15 protein-coding genes and 3 pseudogenes are annotated in these 18,460 nt (G+C 69.4%); 13 read left to right on the top strand and 5 right to left on the bottom strand.

Annotated features, from left to right (window positions below; genetic code table 11):
- The first annotated feature begins 42 nt into the window (after nucleotides 1-42).
- From legP to J1792_RS00325, 11 genes and pseudogenes are all read left to right on the top strand, one after another.
- The gene (gene legP, locus J1792_RS00375; protein WP_086566901.1) at nucleotides 43-1,146 is read left to right on the top strand and encodes a Dot/Icm T4SS effector Zinc-dependent metalloprotease LegP; all 1,104 of its coding nucleotides are present in this window, start codon (nucleotides 43-45) and stop codon (nucleotides 1,144-1,146) included.
- Nucleotides 1,143-2,138, top strand: coding sequence for an MvdC/MvdD family ATP grasp protein (locus J1792_RS00370; protein ID WP_207246386.1), 996 nt, complete (start codon nucleotides 1,143-1,145; stop codon nucleotides 2,136-2,138). Before legP ends, J1792_RS00370 begins: the two co-directional genes overlap by 4 nt.
- On the top strand, nucleotides 2,135-2,476 hold the full coding sequence (locus tag J1792_RS00365; protein WP_086566897.1) for a YbaY family lipoprotein: 342 nt from the start codon (nucleotides 2,135-2,137) through the stop codon (nucleotides 2,474-2,476). The genes J1792_RS00370 and J1792_RS00365 overlap by 4 nt, the downstream gene beginning before the upstream one ends.
- Before the next feature lie 190 nt (nucleotides 2,477-2,666).
- Nucleotides 2,667-3,271: pseudogene (locus J1792_RS00360) on the top strand (zinc-binding dehydrogenase).
- A gap of 79 nt (nucleotides 3,272-3,350) precedes the next feature.
- Nucleotides 3,351-3,890 carry a TetR/AcrR family transcriptional regulator gene (locus tag J1792_RS00355; RefSeq protein ID WP_372446052.1) on the top strand — a complete coding sequence of 180 codons (540 nt, stop codon included), beginning with the start codon at nucleotides 3,351-3,353 and terminating at the stop codon, nucleotides 3,888-3,890.
- A gap of 592 nt (nucleotides 3,891-4,482) precedes the next feature.
- Nucleotides 4,483-4,899: pseudogene (locus tag J1792_RS35645) on the top strand (cytochrome P450); the annotation flags it as partial.
- A gap of 337 nt (nucleotides 4,900-5,236) precedes the next feature.
- Nucleotides 5,237-5,667: pseudogene (locus tag J1792_RS00345) on the top strand (cupin domain-containing protein).
- A gap of 84 nt (nucleotides 5,668-5,751) precedes the next feature.
- A complete protein-coding gene (locus J1792_RS00340) occupies nucleotides 5,752-6,405 on the top strand; it encodes an HAD-IA family hydrolase (RefSeq protein WP_086566894.1) in 654 nt (217 codons plus the stop codon).
- A 268-nt stretch (nucleotides 6,406-6,673) separates the two neighbouring features.
- Nucleotides 6,674-7,339, top strand: coding sequence for a hypothetical protein (locus tag J1792_RS00335; RefSeq protein WP_207246385.1), 666 nt, complete (start codon nucleotides 6,674-6,676; stop codon nucleotides 7,337-7,339).
- Between the two features lie 466 nt (nucleotides 7,340-7,805).
- Nucleotides 7,806-8,453 carry a ClpP family protease gene (locus J1792_RS00330; RefSeq protein ID WP_086566891.1) on the top strand — a complete coding sequence of 216 codons (648 nt, stop codon included), beginning with the start codon at nucleotides 7,806-7,808 and terminating at the stop codon, nucleotides 8,451-8,453.
- 4 nt (nucleotides 8,454-8,457) lie between these two features.
- Nucleotides 8,458-9,066 carry a ClpP family protease gene (locus J1792_RS00325; RefSeq protein WP_086566889.1) on the top strand — a complete coding sequence of 203 codons (609 nt, stop codon included), beginning with the start codon at nucleotides 8,458-8,460 and terminating at the stop codon, nucleotides 9,064-9,066.
- 87 nt (nucleotides 9,067-9,153) lie between these two features.
- On the opposite strand, the gene J1792_RS00320 is transcribed toward J1792_RS00325, so the two are convergent.
- Nucleotides 9,154-9,540 (bottom strand): helix-turn-helix domain-containing protein, encoded by a 387-nt coding sequence (locus tag J1792_RS00320; protein WP_086566888.1) that lies wholly within the window; start codon nucleotides 9,538-9,540, stop codon nucleotides 9,154-9,156.
- Nucleotides 9,541-9,835: 295 nt separating this feature from the next.
- Nucleotides 9,836-11,767: a S41 family peptidase gene (locus J1792_RS00315; protein WP_207246384.1), complete on the bottom strand. Its 1,932-nt coding sequence runs from the start codon at nucleotides 11,765-11,767 to the stop codon at nucleotides 9,836-9,838.
- 164 nt (nucleotides 11,768-11,931) lie between these two features.
- Here J1792_RS00315 and J1792_RS35640 point away from each other — a divergent pair, with 164 nt between their 5' ends.
- Together J1792_RS35640 and J1792_RS00305 are read left to right on the top strand one after the other, a co-directional pair.
- Entirely contained in the window at nucleotides 11,932-12,426 is a 495-nt protein-coding gene (locus tag J1792_RS35640; RefSeq protein WP_372446051.1) for a hypothetical protein, read from the top strand.
- Nucleotides 12,427-12,858: 432 nt separating this feature from the next.
- The gene (locus J1792_RS00305) at nucleotides 12,859-13,449 is read left to right on the top strand and encodes an NUDIX domain-containing protein (protein ID WP_207246383.1); all 591 of its coding nucleotides are present in this window, start codon (nucleotides 12,859-12,861) and stop codon (nucleotides 13,447-13,449) included.
- Between the two features lie 593 nt (nucleotides 13,450-14,042).
- Here the strand turns inward: J1792_RS00305 and J1792_RS33800 are convergent.
- From J1792_RS33800 to J1792_RS00290, 3 genes are all read right to left on the bottom strand, one after another.
- Nucleotides 14,043-14,438 (bottom strand): hypothetical protein, encoded by a 396-nt coding sequence (locus tag J1792_RS33800; RefSeq protein WP_242645400.1) that lies wholly within the window; start codon nucleotides 14,436-14,438, stop codon nucleotides 14,043-14,045.
- A 305-nt stretch (nucleotides 14,439-14,743) separates the two neighbouring features.
- Nucleotides 14,744-17,617, bottom strand: coding sequence for a toll/interleukin-1 receptor domain-containing protein (locus J1792_RS35280; RefSeq protein ID WP_307842849.1), 2,874 nt, complete (start codon nucleotides 17,615-17,617; stop codon nucleotides 14,744-14,746).
- Nucleotides 17,614-18,261, bottom strand: a complete 648-nt coding sequence (locus J1792_RS00290) for a hypothetical protein (RefSeq protein ID WP_242705221.1) — start codon at nucleotides 18,259-18,261, stop codon at nucleotides 17,614-17,616. Before J1792_RS00290 ends, J1792_RS35280 begins: the two co-directional genes overlap by 4 nt.
- Between the last annotated feature and the right edge of the window lie 199 nt (nucleotides 18,262-18,460).

Genomic DNA, 18,460 nt, shown 5'->3' with positions numbered 1-18,460 from the left:
CCCGCCCGACAATTCCCGATGACTCGATGAATCGAGGTCGCGATGAACGCGAACCCGACTGTGAACGGCTGTGGCGAGCACCGTTCCGGCCCCGTCGTCGGTACGGCTCTGGTGAGGGGCGTGACGTTCCCGGTCAAGGGCGCCCAGTACGCAGAGGTGGACGGGATGGCGATGTTCGAGGGCGATATCGTCCTCGGTGCCGTCAACGAGATACAGGCCGCCGCCACGTCCGTCCAGGATGAACTGATCCTCGCCTCTGTAGGAGTCACGGGTGAGGAGTTCCGCTGGCCGAACGCGACCGTCCCCTTCGAGATCGACCCCGGGCTTCCCGACCCGCAGCGCGTCACGAGCGCCATGCAGCATTGGACGTCCCGCACCCGTATCCGCTTCGTGGCGCGGACTCCCGCCAACGCTGTGCAGTTCCCGGACTTCGTGCGCTTCGTGCCGGGCGGTGGATGTTCGTCCAACGTCGGTCGACGAGGCGGTCCGCAAACCATCACCTTGGGCTCGAACTGCAGCGCCGGGAATGCCATCCACGAGATCGGGCACACCGTGGGGCTGTGGCACGAGCAGAGCCGCGAGGACCGCGATCAGTTCGTCACCATCGTCTTCGCGAACATCGAGCCCGACATGCAGCACAACTTCGTGCAGCAGATCACCGACGGCGATGACCTGGGCCCGTACGACTACGGCTCGATCATGCACTACCCGCCGGGGGCCTTCGCCGTGGACACCAGCAAGCCGACCATCATCCCCAGGCAACCGCTGCCTGTGGGAGTGGTGCTGGGACAACGAACAGGGCTGTCCCAGGGCGACATCGACGGAGTCCACACGATGTACCCGGCGCCTTCTGTCACGATCAAGGAAGTGGCCAAGGACCCGCCCCTCGATATGCCGGCCAAGCCGCCCTTCCTGGAACCGATGAGCCCGAGCGCTGCCAGCCCCTTCGTGCTGGCCACTCCCCATCAGGCTCCTTCCATGACCTCCACGACCGCACAGCCCGACGGACTTGTCGAACAGGTCCGTCAGCTCACCCAGACGCTGGCCGCCCTTCAGCAAGGCCTCTCGGTTGCGGTCGCCAACCAGAACAACCTCATGGCCCAGCTCGGAGTAGCAGCCGTGAGCGGTACCGGACAGCCTCGATGATTCTGGTCGTCTCCTACGACGAGGACCACACAGCCGACGTCGTGCGCCGACTGGAGGCCGCCGGCCGAGAGGTGGTCCGTGTCGACCTGGCCGACCTTCCCGTCCGTGGCGAAATCACCATCGACTACCCCGCGGACGGCCGACCGGAGTACGCGCTCGCCACCCCGGCGGGGCGTACTCGACTGGACGAGTGCCGCGTCGCCTGGTGGCGGCGCATCCGGCCCTTCACCGTCGACCGCGCTCTGGGTGCGGCACGGGACCAGGGCTTCGCGGCCAGCGAAACCAGCCACGCGCTGCACGGCCTCTTCCACTCCCTCGGCTGCACCTGGGTCAATCCGCCCGCCCTGGACGCGATGGCCCACCACAAGCCCTACCAATGGGAGATGGCGCGCCAGGCCGGTCTGGTGCTGCCGCGCACTCTGGTCACCAATCGACCGGAAAAGGCCCGCCGGTTCATTGAGGAAGTCGGTGTCGGACGGACCGTCTTCAAGGCATTCATCGCCGGCGTCGATGCCTGGCGCGAAACCCGACTCGTTCGCGCGGAGGAGCTGGAAAACCTGGAATCCGTGCGCTATGCCCCCGTGATCTTCCAGGAGTTCGTCCCCGGGGCCGATCTGCGGGTGACCGTCATCGGCGATCGCGTCTTCGCCGCCGAGATCGACGCCTCGGCCACCAGCTATCCGGTCGACATGCGGATGGTGGTCGACGAGACCCCGGTGCGGCCGGTCGCTCTCCCGCCGCCTCTCACCGCCGGACTTCTCCGGCTCATGCGCCGTCTCGGCCTGGTGTACGGCGCCATCGACCTGCGTCGGCGCCCCGACGGGCAGTACGTGTTCTTCGAGGTCAATCCGGCGGGGCAATGGCTGTTCGTCGAAGAACGCACGGACATGCCCATCAGTGCGGAGGTCGCCGCTCTCCTGTCACGCAGGGACGCCCGGGATCCGGGCTCGGAACGGCTCCCCCCACGGACCCTCGCCGGCAGGGCGGGATGAGCGGCACCGTCAGGGGCCGGGTGTCCCTGCCCCCCGACGCCCCCAGGCTGCGGGCCGCCCGCCTCCTGGTGGAGGTACGGGACGTCTCCCGGTCCGACGCGCCTTCGACGGTGATGGGCTCACAGGTTCAGGCCGACGTGCCACTGGCCCCGGGAGGCAGCGTCCCCTTCGAGGTGGAAGTGCCCGACCTCGACCCCGCCGGCTCCTACGGCCTTCGTGTCCACGTCGACCTGAGCGGGACCGGAACCCTGGATCCGGGCGACTTGATCAGCACTCAGGCCAGCCCGGTGCCGGTGGAGACCACCGATTCGCTGATCGCTCCCGTCAGCAGGCTGTGAAGGCCCGGCGGCTGCCGGCGGCAGCCTCGGCCGCCCTGCGCGCCGACGACGAGGAGGGGGCCTGCGCCTGCCTCCTGCCGGGCCATCACACGTGATCGTCGTCCTGGCGCGCCCGCAACGCGAGCTGCCGGACCCGATACCCGGCCCTGGCGAGGCGCTGGTGCGGCTGGGTGCGGCCGGGGTGAACTACATGGACGTCGGCGCCCGTGCCGAGGGCGGCCCGGGCTGGGCGGCGCCCGCGATCCTCGGCGCCGGGGGAGGGGTTATGTCGCGGCCCTCGGGGAAGAGGTTCGGGACCTGGCCATCGGTGACCGGGTGGCCTGGTTCTACCACCCCGGCAGCTACGCCGAGCTGCTCGCCGTCCCGGCCCACTCGCTGGTCAAGGTGCCCGACGGCATCAGTGACGAGACCGCCGCCGACCACGTGCTGGTCCACTCCGGCGGCGGCTTCGAGGAGCAGGTCAGGGAGCTCACCGGCGGCACCGGGACGTTCCACTCCTCCCAGGCGGCCCTGCGCTCGCACGGGGTGCACGCCTACTACGGCCCCTTCATGGGCGTCCCGACCCTGCGGCCCACCGACCTGCCCAACAGCATCCTGCTGACCTACCCCGTGGTCCACCACCACGTCCCCACCCGCGAGACCCTGCTGCAGCGGACCGGGGAGGTGTTCGACCTGATCCTGTCCGGGCGGCTCACCCCGCGCGTCACCGGCCGCTACCCGCTCGCGGAGGCGGCCCGCGCCCACGCGGACATCGAGTCGCGCCGCACCACCGGCAAACTGCTGCTCCTGCCCTGACCGGCCGCAACCCGCTCCGGCCGCAGCCGCCGCGCCCGACCGCTTGAACCGAACACAACAGCTCGCACCGGGAGGACCGGTGCCGTTGACCCGCAAGGGCGCCGCGACCATGCAGGACGTCATGGCCCGCACGGCGACTAGCAAGAGCCAGCTCTTCCACTACTTCCCCGGCGGGAAGGACGACCTGCTCCTCGCCGTGGCCCGGCACGAGGCGTCCCGGGTGATCGACGAGCAGCAACCGGAGCTTGGCTCTCTCACCTCCTGGGTGGCCTGGCAGCAGTGGCGCGACAAGGTCGTCGCCCGCTACCGCGCGCAGGGCAGCGACTGTCCCCTCCACGCGGCCGTTGCCCAACTGGGCGGGACCACCGATGCCACCCGGACCGTGGCCGGCGAACTGCTCGGCCGGTGGCAGCGGCAACTCGCCGCAGGGATCCGCCATATGCAGGGCAGCGGCGGGATCGCCCCCGAACTGGACGCCGAACGAGAGGCCGCGGCCCTGCTGGCCGGCATCCAGGGCGGCGTGCTGATCCTCATGACCACGGGCGGCTCCACCCACCTGGAGGCCGCGATCGACCTGGGCATCGCCCACCTCCGCGCTTCCGTCCGCCGAGAGCGTTGAGAACCCCGCGGCCGGACGAGAACGCGCAGCCGTCGCAGGGTCGACAGCCGGGGGCTCCCCTGACGGGTCGTCCGAATCGGCTCCGCCGGCAGGCGGCGTGCGGGCAGCAGTGCGACCACACGTGTCCAGGGCGCGTCCGGAATGAGGCCGCCACGCACCCGGACACGCCAGCGACCGGAATCCCGAGTGCACGACCTACCGCTCGACTCGCTCCGGCGTGATCAGCCATCCCGCTCCTGCAGTCAAATGACAGATGTACTGGGATGCAGCTGTGGGGCACAGTTGGACCGACGCCGCCCCCGCAATCCACAACTGGATACAGTTCCCAAACTCGCCGATGCCGCAAATGCTTTGGATCGGCATGTCCAACCTCCGCTGCTCCCTGCCGCCCTCGGCAGCACGGCCGACAGCTCCGGGCTGAATTCCGAGAGAATTCACACCCTTCGACTCAAAAGCTCTCCGGTCGTGCTTTTCCAGCCGGACCCTTGACCGATCCGGAGGCGGCGGACGATGATCACGGTGCACCGCGGGCGAGGGAGCTTTCCAAAGGCGAGCGACTTTTCGATCTCATGCTTCATAGAGGTGCAGGGCTGTGCGTACCACCACCGCTCCAGTGACGGCGCCCATCGTGCCGGGCCGTTTTCCCTTACTCGGCCACCTGCCGCAGTTGGCCGTACAGCGGGTGGACTTCCTGCAATCGGTCAGGGCGCAGGGCGACATCGTCAGGATATTCCTCGGGAATCGGCCGGTGTTCGTCCTGAACTCGCCGGAGGCCGTCCACAGCGTTCTCGTGACGCAGAGCAGGAAGTTCGGCAAGGGGCTGCTGTTCGACATCGCGCGGCCTTTCGTCGGGAACGGCATCATCACGTCCGAGCGGGATTTCCACCGGCGTCAACGTCGCGCGCTCCAGCTCGCTTTCCACCGTGACAGCGTCGCCGCGTGCGCCGGCACGATGACCGACATCGCAGAGGAACAGGTGTCGTCCTGGAGCCCGGGCGAGGTGATCGCCATGGATCTGGTGATGCGTCGGATGATGACGGTCATGCTCGTCGCGACCCTGTTCAGCACCGAACGCCCGGACGGCGCCGCAGCCGTGGCCGAGCTGGGGGAGCGGGTCGCCGAGCACCTGACCACGGTGATGCGCGGGGTCTTCGTGGGCACCGTCCTGCCCGCCCCGATCGCGTCCTCGCCCGCGCTGGGGCACCGCAAGTACCTGTCCGCGGCCGCGGCGCTGCGCGATCAGCTGGGCAGCGCGCTCCCGTCGTCGCCACCGATCCCGATCACGGAGCCCGCTCCCGCCGCTCACACACGTGACCAGCGCCACAACCCTTATGAAAGGCCCCGCCATGTCCTACCCCGCCGCCCGCTACCACGGAGACAAAGGCGAAGTGAACGCCTCCTTCCGTACCGCGGACACCCCGCCGGACCTCACCTCGCCCCGCGGCGACGCCTACCGCTACCTCGCCACGCACGAGTCCACCGGGGGCGAGTACGGCCTGTACCAGGTGGACCTGGCAGCGCGGGCCGCCGGCGCCAAGTCCCACTTCCACAAGGCGATGTCGGAGGCCTGTACGTTCCGCCCGGCGGCCTGCACGCCTTCAAGAACGTGACGGACGAGCCCATGTCGATGCTCATGCTCTTCTCCCCGGGCGTCCCACGCGAGGATTTCTTCGAAAGGGTCGCGGAGATGTCGCAGCGCGGCAGCGAGGAACTCAAGGAGTTCCGCGTGCGGCACGACAGCTACTTCGAGGAGGACTTCGGGGCGGGGGCGGTGTAGCGGACTGCCGTTAAGGATCCTGGCAGGAGGGGCAAAGCATCGCCGGGCGCCTGCCGTATCGAATCACCAGGTACGCTCCCGGCCATGCGACTCTCGGTTGACGCCCTTTTATTCGATAGTGACGACACAGTCGTCTCCATGCGCTTGGTAGCCCGTGGCGCGTGGCGGCAATGGGCGGAGTCGTACGGCATGACCTTGGAAGAGGTGATGGCCCGGGTCCCGGTGCACGGCCGGCCCGCCTCCGCGATCATCGCGGACCTCATGCCCGCCGACCAGGTGGCCAAAGCGGTGCGGCGCCTGGAGGACGCCGAGGTGGCCGGCGCCCTGGCAGGCAACGTCACCCCGGTGCCCGGAGCCGCCGACCTCATCGCCTCACTGCCCGCGGATCGTTGGGCCGTCGTGACCTCCGGCACCCGCCGTGTCGCCGAGGCCCGGCTCGGGCAGCTCGGCATCCTCCCCAAGGTCCTCGTCACCGTCGACGACATCACCCACCACAAACCTCACCCGGAACCCTTCCTCCTGGCAGCCGAGCGTCTCGGCGTCAGCCCTTCCCGCTGCGCCGTCGTTGAGGACTCTCCGGCCGGTCTGGCCTCTGGGCGCGCGGCAGGCATGACGACCATCGCCCTGACCACCACACAGGCGGCGGACAGGCTTGAAGCGGATGTAACCGTCAAGGACCTCACCGCGATTTCTGCTCACGTCTCGCAGGACGGACAGCTCGAGATTACGGTCGGCTGACGACTCTGCGCCCCGGGCGGAACACCCATGGTCGGCGACCAGGGATGTGCGGGCGACAACGGCCTGCGGATGCAGGGCGAGAACCCCGGTCTCCTCTGGTTGCGAGGCACGTGCCGGCGGCCGGTCATGGGTGAGCCTCCGCCACGTGATTTGCAGTGGGACCGGTTCGCTCCAGGCCCTGAGGCATCGGCCGACAGCGCTCATGGAAATGTGCCCCGGGCGGGGTGGTGCTGACCTCCTCGGACGAACCAAGCGAAGGGGTGCTCACATGGGGGACATATCAGCGGAGCGGCGGCGCATCCTGCAGTCGCCTCCGCCCGGGCTCGTCGCGGAGGCGGCTGCGAACCCGGGCGGGTCGGTTGCGGCGATCGACTCCGACCTCATCGGCGACCCCAACGGCTACGTCCCGGGGGAAGCGATCGAGGGATTCTGGCGGGTCGGCGCGGACGGGAAGCTGACCGGCGAGTTCGTGGAGAATCCGAACTACGGCCCGCCCAAGGATGACTTCGTCAAGCTCACGGATTCCGAGCACTGGCTGGGCTGGCTCGGTGAACAGCCCGCCGTCGCGGTGCGCGACTCCATCGCGGGAATCCTGGACGAACAGGTCCCTGGAACGGTTCTGGAGTGGATCAAGGTCCTCGACGCTCCGCGTTACCTCACCGCAGGCCGCCCCCAGCCGGACGATGCGAGCCACATGATCGTCACCCGGGCCGGCATCGCCCTGTCCTTCGCGCTCTCCGTGACCAGCCCCGGACGCAGACGGGAGATCCTTCAGGGTGTGTTCTCCTGGGTCGCCGTCAGTCTCGACCAGCCCGGCACACGCAAGGACCGGGTCTGGCTCGACCTACGAGCTGACCTGGACTGGGCCGAGACGGAACTCCGCAAACGGATCTACCTCGTCGGCCAGGCCCCAGTCCCCGGCACCACCACCTGAACCGGCACCGCGAACAGCTCATCGCTCAGCTTCGGGTGGGAAACGGGCACTTTCGAACGCAGGGTGATCTCACCGCCCTCTTCCCACGCCCGGCGCCACCGCGGGACCGACCGCACACTCACCCGTAGACGACCACCAGCCGTCAGCCCCCACGACACCACGGCTACAAAGTCAGTAACGGCGAGCCGATGTGCGGCCGGCCGAAGAGCGCGGTGAACAGGCGACGAAGGGCCGGCCGGCGATGGACCGGCCGTCGGGCAACAACGCGGTCTGGGTCAACAACGCCCCCGGATGCCCCGGTTCCTGACACGGAGGCCCTCAGGTAGCTGCTGGCGCGTACCCGCTACGGGCCTTCGCTCTGCCCTCGGCGAATCTGCCGGGGGCAGAGAAAGCTGTCGCGGGGCCGCGCACGGCCGGAGAGTGGTGAAAGACCCGACCACGCCACCAACCCGGCCGAGGAGACCTCATGTCACCCCTCTTCTCACCCCTAGCCCTCGAACCGCGCGCCACCGACGGCGACGCGTCCCCGACCCGCTTCGACGACCACCTCGCCTCGCTGCTGCTCATGCAGCGCATCGTCTTCCTCGGCACGGAAGTCAACGAGGCCTCCGCCAACCGCGTCTGCGCACAACTGCTGCTTCTCTCCGCCGAGGACCCCCGCACCGACATCGCCCTCTGCATCAACAGCCCCGGCGGCTCGGTCACGGCCGGGCTGGCGATCTACGACACGATGCGGCTGATCCCCAACGACGTCTCCACCCTCGCCATGGGATTCGCCGCCAGCATGGGGCAGTTCCTCCTCACCGTCGGAACACCGGGCAAGCGCTACGCCCTGCCGAACGCGCGGATCATGATGCACCAGCCGTCGGCCGGAATCGGCGGCACCGTCGCCGACATCGCCATCCAGGCCGAGAACCTCGAATTCACCAAGAAGGCCATCGAGCGCATCACCGCCGAGCACACCGGCCAGTCCGAGGAGACCGTCTCCCGCGACGGCGACCGCGACCGGTGGTTCACGGCGCAGCAGGCGAAGGACTACGGCATGATCGACCGCGTCGTGGAGTCCCTGGAGGACGTCCGCCCGGCCGGCACCAAGCGACGGATCGGACTCTGACGACATGAGCCAGTACACCATTCCCACCGTCGTCGAGCGCACCTCGAACGGGGAGCGGGCCTATGACGTCTTCAGTCGACTGCTCTCCGAGCGCATCATCTTCCTCGGCACGGAGATCGATGACGGCGTCGCCAACGTCGTCATCGCCCAGCTGCTCCACCTCGAATCGTCCAGCCCGGACAGCGAGATCGCCCTCTACATCAACTCCCCGGGCGGATCCTTCACTTCCCTCATGGCCATCTACGACACGATGACCTTCGTCCGCGCCCCGATCTCCACGTTCTGCGTCGGTCAGGCCGCCTCCACCGCGGCCGTACTCCTCGCCGGCGGCGACCCGGGCCGGCGCTTCGTCCTCGAACACGCGCGGATCCTGCTGGGACAGCCCGCGAGCGGGGGCCGGCAGGGGACCGTCTCCGACCTCACCCTGCAGGCCAAGGAGATGCTCCGCATCCGCTCGGAAGTGGAAGAGGTCCTCTCCCGGCACACCGGCCACGACGTCGCGTCCCTGCGTGCCGACATGGACCGCGACAAGGTCTTCACCGCACAGGAGGCGGTGGAGTACGGCCTCGCGGACGCGGTCCTCAGCCGCCGGGTCCTGCCGACGGCCGCGTAGCCGCGGGGGCGGGTGGCCGCGCTACGGGGGTGGGCGGCCACCCGCCAAGCCGACGTCAGCCGGTCAGGCAGGCGATCAGGCAGGCGATCAGGCGGCGAGGCGCACTTCGCCCTGCCGCCGTTGCGCCTGCGACGCTGCCCGCCCGACCGAGCGGACGTGCGTACGGCTGGCCAGGCGGATGAGCTCTGCCTGGACCAAGGCGAGGAGCTCGGCCAGGCTGAGCCCGAGCGCCGCGGCGGCGGCCGCGAGCACTTCGGAGGACGCCTCCTTGAGCCCGCGCTCCACCTCGGAGAGGTAGGGCATGGAGATTCGCCCGGCGTCGGCCACGTCCTTGAGCGTCCGCTTCTGCGCCAGCCGCTCCCGGCGCAACACCTCCCCCACGATGTTCCGCCAGAGGGGCTCCCGGGCGGGGCGGAGGGGGATGACACGGGCGGGCGCGGGGTTGGACGCGGGCTTCGAGGCTTGGGTACTCACCCTTCCAGCGTAGAAGCGCGAAGGCACCCGGAGGCCGGTTGGACGTTCTGCCGCCCGCGAAACTGCGACGATTCTCGTGCGCCGACGCGGCCCACTCGTGGGCGGCGCCGGGGCCTCGGAGGCCACGAAGCGCACCGGCAAAGGGGGCTGCGAGCCGGGCGGTCGCGGACCTCGCCGGGAACCCGTCAGTAACTGGTGCGGGGGCGCGGTGTACGTGGGCCGCGCCCTTTCGCCATTCCGTAAGCGCGGTGTTCGCGTCGTCACCGAACTCGACACCGTTGACGGTGCAGACCCTTTAGCCGAGCCGCGCGGTTCTGCTGGCAACGAGTCGGCTGTCGGCGAAACCCTCCACGCGGGCCGATTGAGCGGTGGAGGCGTCGGGGATGGTGATGTCGGCCTGGCCGTCGGTGAGATCGACGGAGTTGCGTGGGCGCTGGTCGACGTAGACGTCCAACCGGTCGATGTTGGTGGCTTTGACCTTGAGCCGCAGAGCACCGTCGGTCATGGTCGCTTCCGTGATCGCCACAGGGTGTGGGGTCAGGCCCTTGAGGACCTGCCCAGCGCGCTCGAAGAGGTCGGCGTTGCCCTCCAGCAGGTCCCGGCGGGTCATTTGGTAGGGCACGTCCGGGGTGATGCCGAGGTCCTCCACCGGCGTACCGGAGTTGGCGCCGACCCGCAGGGTGCGGCGGATCGCCACCCGCATGCCGGCTCCCTTCGGCAGCGGTACGTACGGGGTGTCGGGTTCGTCCTCGAGGAGTGCTACGAGGTGCTCGTGGTCCCAGACGTTGGCGCCGCCGGCACCGGTGTTCTCGTCGGTGCCGAGGACGGGGCCGATCCGATGGTCCTGGAAGCCGGCGGCGAAGATGTCGGTGGCCGAGTAGCAGCGAGCGTTGGTGATGAGGACGACCGGGCCGAAGTACTGCTGGCCGATCGCATTGGCACGTGTCTCGGGTGTGATGGGGACAGCGCTGGAGAAGGTGGAGCCGATCTCGACGGCCTGCTCCATGGAGGGCACCCAGGCGCCCAGCTCATCCTGGTGCTTACGGCAGATCCGTAGGTTGAGCGGGGAGTTGATGAACTGCGTCGGCTCGGGTGTGATGGGGCGCGGGGTGAGCGTCTGCAGGGCGAACTCGGCGTTGAAGATGATGCCGCCGCCGTTGTCCCGGACGTCCAGGATCAGTCCGCGGTCCGGCATCAGGCCGAGCAGGCGGACGAACTCACTGACGAACCCTTCCACGTCGCGCTCGAGGAAGGTGAAGATCCGGATGTAGCCGAAGGTACCGGAGGAAGTCCGCACCTCCTGTGCCCGGAACACACCCGGCATCGAGGTGGCCATCTCACCAGCGCGTACCTCGGGGGCGGCCTCGCCTGCTTCGAGAGCCTTCTTTTGGGCGACGACCTGCGGAGCGAAGAGCATCACCTTGGCACGGTTGGCTTCGTCCATGTCGAGGTCCAAGCCCTCGGCCAACGTGGTGCCCATAGGCGCCTGCTCCTTGACGAAGGGTGGGAGATTCTCCACGATCCGCCAGGTCTCCCGCAGCTCGCGCTTGGTGCCGCTGTCGTCGGTGTAGCTGACGGTCACCCATTCCTCGAACGGAGGAAGATGCATGACGAGCGGCCGCACGGTCAGCGACTGAGTACCTCGGCTGCGGCGGGCTGCGGTGTTGCTGCCCGCGAAACGGGCGGCGTTGAGATCAACGGCCTTGGCGATGGGGATGCCGCTCCAGTGGGTAATCTCGACGCCGGGTTCGAAGCCCGGAGCGGAGAATCCCTGGGCCACATGGGTGACCATGAAATGCTCGCCCTGGTCGTCTTCGTACCGCTCGACGAGGAACGGCAGGAAGGCGACCTTGCGAGCGTAGGGGTCGGGGAGCAGATAGTTGGTGTGGAGGTCCCTGACCGAGTGGAAGATCTCCGACATCTCGGCGTGGAACATCCACTCCGGGGGTTTTGTCGTCTCGGTCTGTCTTTCCAGCCGGCCGCGCAGTACCCGTAGACGCTGCACCGGGTTGACGGCGTGCATCGCCGTTTTGAGCGGCAGATGGACGTAGTTCTGGTCCAGCATGAGCTTCGCCTGGTCCGCGATCAGCCGGCGCTCGTCCAGCGTCAGGGTGCCGGCGCCGGCGAGGAAGTCGGCCAGGCCGGTGGAGGTGGCCAGGTGTTCCCGGACTGGATCGGCGGCCTGTGAGACGAAATCCGGGGCAGAACCGTCGGCTGGTTGGGCCATCGTGTCTCCCGAGGTTGTTGGAACGGGTCTCTGGAGCTTTCGGTCTCAGTTATCGGCCGACGTCCGCAGGAAAGTGAGTGTCACAACCATCATTCGCCTGAAAAGACGTCGAGGCGCCGGAGTGCGCATGGCTGGCGGCAGAGATCTCCCGAATCGCTCCCGGAGTGCAGGCGGAGCACGTACCGGTGACCACGGCGGGGGACCGGTGGAGCGGGCCCCCGGTCGAGCTCGGTGGGAAGGCCGCGTTCATCAGGTCGGTGACGCAGGACGTCCTCGACGGACGCGCGGACATTGCCCTGCACTGTCTGAAGGACATGCCGGGCGATCTCCCGGATCCGGAGAACCTGGTGTGCTTGTACCCGCAGCGGGATGAGGCGGCCGACGTCCTGGCACCCGGGCGGCTGCAAGATCGACGATCTACCGCCCGGCACCCGCGTGTGTACCGAGATCCTCGGCGCCGACCGGATGACGCCCGCGCTCGGCGCCGGCCAGCTGGCCATGCAGCTGCACGGGGACGACGCGGCCACCCTCGCCGTCCTCGCCCCTCTGGCGGACGCCCGCGCTACCCGGGCAGCGGTCGCGGAGCGCTCCCTGCTGAGGGCCCTGGCCGGCCACTGCCACGCTCCACGTATCGGCCGTCGCGGGTGGTGAATCCGTAGACGTGGTGCCAGCTGGTTCCGTTGTCGCTGGACTCCGCCGAGTAGCGGCGTACGCAGCGGCCCTCCACCGCTATGCCACCGAACAGAGAGAGCAGCCGGCTGACAAGCTGCCACGTGAGGAACCCGCAGAACGAGCCGAAGACCGCCAGGAACAGCAGGCCCATCGTGAGGGCTTCGTTCATGTGAACCTCCTTGCATCCGTGATTGCCCGGGACGCACACTGCGGCCCGACTGGATCTTGAACCATGATCGTCACGGGCGCCACTGACAAAAGTCCGGGAGCTCGGGCGCCCCACGCCGCCGGCGACCCGGGCCAGCAACCGTCGCGGCCTGCTCCGGAGAGTCGGACGCGGAGGGAGCAGCAGCCCGTGCTCGGCCGCCACTTTTCCGGCTCCCTTGTTGCCCCCGGCGATCGGCGGGCATGCTGACGGGATGCTGACGCCCGCTTCCCACAACGACGGTCAGCCGACCGCCGCGCCGTCCGCTTGGCGGACGGTGAGCCGGAGGGCGGTGTACGAGGGCCAGTTCATCCGGCTCTTCCGGGACTCGCTCGAGGGCCCGAGTGCCCCGGAGGTCTACGAGCACGTCGAGGTAGCGGATGGGGTCCGCGTCGTCGCCCTCGGCCAGGACGGACGAGTCCTGCTGGTCGAGGACGAGTTCTACCTGCCCGGCCGACGCATGCTCACCCTGCCCGGCGGCGGAGCTGAGCCGGGCGAGGAACCGCTGGTGGCGGCACGCCGCGAACTCGAAGAGGAGACCGGCTGGCGCGCTGACACCTGGCAGCACCTCAGTACGATCCACCCACTGCCCTCGGCTACGGCCGCCCAGACCCACCTCTTCCTCGCCCGCGGCCTTGCGCCCGGTCGGCTCGCTCGTGACACGACCGAGGCGGGAATGACAATGCGCTCGGTACCCGTAGCCGAGGCCGTCGCGCTGGTCCGCTCCGGCGCGATGACGGAGGCTGGCAGTGTCACCGCCGTGCTCCTAGCCGATCAGGTGCTGGCCGTGGAGCGGCTGCGGTGACGTCACCGGCCCGGGACCTGTACTTCGCCCTTCACGACCTGGCTGCCACCCGCATCGTTGGCGACCTCGGCAACCTGGACGCCGGCCCGCCACACGGCTGCCGAGGCTCTACCGGACCTGGCGGTGCTGGACGACAGCCTCGCCACCAGCGTCCAGGCGGTACTCAGCCAGGGGGAGAGCCAAGCCGACCGGAATGCCCTTCTGGCCGCTCTGGACAGCCTGGCCAAGATCAGCGGCGGCGGTCTTCCGCTCCCGCTGCCGCGATTCGGCGATCACCTGCAAGCCCGCCCCAGGACTCCCCCCACAGGGAAGGCCCCGTAGAGACTGCGGAGGCAGCCCGCACTTCGCGGCCGGAGGCCGCCTGACACAGGACGGCATTACGGTCACGGTGGTGACTCCGCCCAGCTCTCCGGTCGCCGCCGCGCCACTCGAAGACCGTCCGTTCAGTGAGAGCCACGCTGTCGGCGTCCTCGTAGCCGGCCTGCTGGACGACGGCCGCGACGTCACGGTCCAGATTCGGTTGTACGAGATGAAAACGTCGTGGTGGGCCCGGAAGCCCGCACGCTCCGTTACTCCCGTCGCGAGGTGCCCGGTCACGAGGTGATGCGGGGGGCACCGGGCGTCAGCCGGTTGCCCTCACGGGTCCAGATAGTGGTCGCGTCACCGCTCGGGCAGCAGTGCGCGTCGTTGGGGCGGTACCACTTCTCGTGCACGATGATCCGGCCTGGTGCGAACTCCGCTCGTGCGAGTGCCGTGTGGTACGCGGTGGACTTCTGCCGTGGGGTGATCGAGCCGAGGACGGCGAGGTCCTTCCCCGCATGCGCGTACACCACGTATTCGACGGCGATGTCTGCGTTCTGCGTGGCTCCGTTGTCGTCGCACCCGACGAAGGCAACGGCCTCGTCGCGGTGGTCGCCGTCGGTGTCGCCATAGAAGACGTTCTTCGTTCGCCTGAAGCGCACCGGTCCCCATGTCCGCGAGGTGGCCATGGCCTCACCTGTGGGGCCGAGTCGCACGAGCCCCGGCACGCCGCAGAACTCGCCAGGGACAGGAACGTCGGCCCAGTTCACGTCATGCAGATCCGCCGGCGCCGGTCCGACGACTGTGGAGGCGTCTGGCGGAGAGTCAGGCGGGGAATCAGGGGCGGAGGAAGTCGGCCGCTGAGCCGACGGGGTGATCGGGGGAGCGGGGTTCGAGGCATCGCACGCGCCGGTCATCAGCAGGATCGTCAGAAACGCGGCGAGCGGGATGGTGCGCTGTAAGCCGTTTGCCACGGTGTCCTCCGTCTCGTGCGTCAGGAGCAGGGTGGGTCGTAGGGCCGGTCCGGGAGATACTGGGCCCACTGGTCGGGGGTGATTCGTGGGGACTCGGCGCACATTTGCCGCAGGATGCCGGTCCGGTCCACCGTCCACAGTCGAATGCCTGTGCTGTCGCTGCCCGCCAGTAGGCGTCCATCCGGGCTGAAGCCCACGGTCGCGTAGGGGTACAGGCCGCCGCCGCTCAGTGCGGTCACCTCGACGGGACGGGCCGGGTTCCTGACGTCCCAAAGGCGGATGCGGCCGTCCAGACCGGCGGTGGCCATGAGTTCCCCGCCGGGATGGAAGGCGAGCCCGGTGATGGCGCCGGTGTGCCGGGTGGAAGCCCCCTGGCGCACAGGACGTCCGGGACGCGATACGTCCCAGGTGCTGATCGTTCCGGTCTCGTCCCCGACGACCAGGGTGCGGCCCTGCGGACCGAATGCCAGCGCGCGGGGCTTCCCCTTCGCCGTGGGGAGGTCGCCCACGGGCCTGGGCGGGGCATGCCGGGCGACCCGCCAGAGTCGTACGCCGCCCGACCGGGACGATGCCGCCAGCAGCGTACCGTCCGGGCTGAAGGCGAGGTCCTGGCGTTCGGCGCCGGCACTGTCGAGCGTACCGAGCAGGGTGGGCCGCGTCTTATCACCGATGTCCCACACCTGCGCCCGCTCGCCAGGGCCGCCCCGTGCTGCCGCCAACGGAAGGACGGGGTTGACGGCTAGACTCTCCGCTCCGACCGTGCGGGCCGCCCCCCGGGTCAGGGGCCGTGGGTGAGTCGGGTCGGTCATGTCCCATGCCTTCAGGGGCATACCGGAGAACAGGGTGCGCCGGTCCATGCCGAAGGCCGCGGCTTGGCCCCCGGGATTGACCGTCTCCACAGTCGACAGGAGACGTGGCGTGCCTGTGCCGTCCACCCGCCACACGGTCGTGGGTTCGCCGCCACCGGCCAGTGTGCGGCTGTCCGGACCGAATGCGGGCGGAAAGCTCCCCTTGGTCGGCAGGGTCGTGAACGCGGAGGCCCGCTCGCTTCCCGACACCGACCACAACCGGACGGTGCGGGGGCCTGTGCCGTCGTCGAGCAGCGTGTCGTAGGCGTCGGCCGAGGCCACGGTGTGCCCGTCCGGGCTGAAGGAGAGCCCGCCCACCGTCCTCGTGTGGCCGCTCAACCGGGCGCCGGAACGGGGGCGCAAGGGGTCGGAAACGTCCCAGAGGGCGACGGTGCCGTCACTGTCCCCGGTGGCCAGGGTCGTCGCGTCGGGGGAGAACGCCACGGAGTGGATGCCGAGCCTGCTCTGTGCGTACAAGTCTGCTCTGGCGACCGGACGGGCGGGGTCTGCGACGTCCCACATCTTCACCCTGCTGTCCTTGCTGGCGATGGCGAGCAGCGGACCGTTGGGGCTGAACACCGCGCGCTGCCGGGATTCGGAGACGTCCACAGGTGGCGAGGCGAGCGTGGCGACCGGGCGTGGCCGGGCGGAGCCGGACACGCTCCACAGCCGCAGGTGTCCCAAGTACGCTCCTTGCGTGTCTCGTTCCTCCGTGACGATCAGATCGCCACCCGGGCTTGCCGCTACTGGATAGTCCGGCAGAGACCCGAGGGACCTCGGCCGAGCGGGATCCGAGACGTCGAGGACGGCGCCGGTTTTCCATGTCATGGCGACCAGCTGCCCGCCAGAGGTGACGACGAGGACGAGGACCTCCCTGCGATCGCCCACCCCGGACGTCTCTGCCAGGGCCCTGGGGCGGCTGCCGTCCGTCACGTCCAGCAGCCGCACCGTGCCGTTCGCGCCGCCGAGGGCCAACTGCTTGCCGTCCGGGCTGAAGGCGACCGCGGTCGCCTGGCGTTTCACGGACTCCGTGAAGATCGGCTGTGTTCCGCGCGCGGGGTCGAACAGCCGCAGACCGTCGTCGTCGGCCACAGCGAGCAGGCCCCGGCTGCTGTATGCGGCCGCGCGCACCAACCCGCGGCCGTGGACAACCCGGGGAATCGCGTAGCTGTCGACGAGCGCGCCGACCGCTTCCGCCGTCGGCGCGAGCCGGTACGCCTGCACCATCAACTGGCGTGCCAGATCCGGTTGGGCGTCCCTGATCGACGAGGCCTCGGCAACCAGTTGCCTGGACTGCGCGACCAGGGTCTGGGCGCGGGCGGTGTTGCGCTGGGTGTAGGCGGTGACCCCGCCGGCCAGGGCCAAGAGGAACAGTACGGTGAGCGCGGCGAGCGTGGCCTGCACCAGACGGCGGGTCTGGCGGTGCCGACGTACATGGTCGCCGATCAACTCGTCCTTGGACCTGCCCGTCAGGGGTGCGACGAATTCCGCGACGCACTCGACCAGCCGGGGGTCGGCCGCACTGGCTTGCTCCGGACTGCGCAGCCAGCGCAGGTCCACCCAACGGGGCTCCGCTTCGAACGCCCGCTCCATCTCCTGCTTCGGCAGGGCGTCCGTACGCGACCAGTCGAATCCCGCCCGTTCGGGGTCCCAGAACAATGTGCCGTCGGTCCAGCCGATGAGCAAGGTGTCCGCAGACCGGTGGGCGAGCCACCAGCGGATCTCCTGCCGCACCCACGGGGACGCAGCTGCCGAAGGGCTCGCCATCACCACGAGCCACCGCGACCGGGTCAGCCCCTGCTCGATCTCCTGCCACAGATGGGGACTTGCCGCGAGATTGGTCTCGTCACGGAACAGCTTCAGGCTTCTCGGCCGGTACCAGGGGCGATCGAAACCCTGCAACGCGATCTGGAAGGCCTTCGCTACGTCCTTGTCCCAGGCGTGGCTGTACGAGATGAACGCGTCGTATTCGCCTGGCTCGCCGCGAGGGGTGCCGCCTGCACCACGCCCGCGGATCCGTCCTATGCCTGTCGCTGGGAGGCTCACCGCGTGGTCCGCCCGTCGCCGCCGGGCGGCGTAGTGCTCCCCTCGGGTCTGGCGTCGGGGGTGCGGGGGACGGGCACGTGCCCGATGAGGGTCTCGGCTTCACGGACACCGGCGAGGCGGGCGAAGCCGATGGCGTAGGCGTGGATGTCGCGCTGCACCCGCTGTAGTTCTGCCCGGCAGGCGGCGTTCTCCGGCCATTCGGACTCCGGGCCGTCGGGGTGGGCCTGCTCGAACTCCCGCAGCCGTGGGTGCCAGTGGGACAGGAACGGCCTCAGCTCGCGGTTCAGCATGGTGATCGCGAGGTACTCGACCGTCTGCCCGCCGGGGACCGGAGCGGAGGGGCGCGCTGCCTTCAGCGTCTCCCGCGTCGTGGCGAACAGCCCGTACATCGATGTGAGCGCCTCCCGGACGACTCCCTCGTCACTGGCCAGGGGCTGTGTCGATACACGGGTCACCGTTTCGACGAACATGCGCCAGGCGACCTGGCGGGAGTCGTTGTTGACAGCGAACGTGAGCTCGCTCAGCTGCGGGATGGTGACCCTCACCTCGGTGAGCTGGGCGAGGCGCCGGTACCACTGCACGGCGAGGACGGTCACCGCACCCAAGGCGCCGCCCGTGACGACGAACAGAATGCGACTGGTCACCTGAGTGAGGCTGAAGACGGCCAGTCCCGTGAGCGCGCCGGCGGCAGCCGCCGCGACGAGTCGGACGACTGAGCCACCCACGCTCCGCCACCGACGGTCCTGTCGTGTACCGGGACGCCCTAAGTGTGCGCTCATCCGCTCCTTCGCCCCCGTCGTGCGTCCGGGCACGGGACCGCCGGCCACGCGCCGCCTGCCGAGT

Source organism: Streptomyces triculaminicus (genome assembly GCF_017349075.1).
Lineage (GTDB): Bacteria > Actinomycetota > Actinomycetes > Streptomycetales > Streptomycetaceae > Streptomyces > Streptomyces triculaminicus.
Note: the sequence above shows the minus strand (reverse complement) of the source record. Positions and strands in the feature narration are given on the sequence as shown.

Coding starts and splice junctions, on each gene's coding strand:
- legP (WP_086566901.1), top strand. CDS start 43: ATGAACGCGAACCCGACTGTGAACGGCTGTGGCGAGCACCGTTCCGGC.
- J1792_RS00370 (WP_207246386.1), top strand. CDS start 1,143: ATGATTCTGGTCGTCTCCTACGACGAGGACCACACAGCCGACGTCGTG.
- J1792_RS00365 (WP_086566897.1), top strand. CDS start 2,135: ATGAGCGGCACCGTCAGGGGCCGGGTGTCCCTGCCCCCCGACGCCCCC.
- J1792_RS00340 (WP_086566894.1), top strand. CDS start 5,752: ATGCGACTCTCGGTTGACGCCCTTTTATTCGATAGTGACGACACAGTC.
- J1792_RS00335 (WP_207246385.1), top strand. CDS start 6,674: ATGGGGGACATATCAGCGGAGCGGCGGCGCATCCTGCAGTCGCCTCCG.
- J1792_RS00330 (WP_086566891.1), top strand. CDS start 7,806: ATGTCACCCCTCTTCTCACCCCTAGCCCTCGAACCGCGCGCCACCGAC.
- J1792_RS00325 (WP_086566889.1), top strand. CDS start 8,458: ATGAGCCAGTACACCATTCCCACCGTCGTCGAGCGCACCTCGAACGGG.
- J1792_RS00315 (WP_207246384.1), bottom strand. CDS start 11,767: ATGGCCCAACCAGCCGACGGTTCTGCCCCGGATTTCGTCTCACAGGCC.
- J1792_RS00305 (WP_207246383.1), top strand. CDS start 12,859: ATGCTGACGCCCGCTTCCCACAACGACGGTCAGCCGACCGCCGCGCCG.
- J1792_RS33800 (WP_242645400.1), bottom strand. CDS start 14,438: ATGGCCACCTCGCGGACATGGGGACCGGTGCGCTTCAGGCGAACGAAG.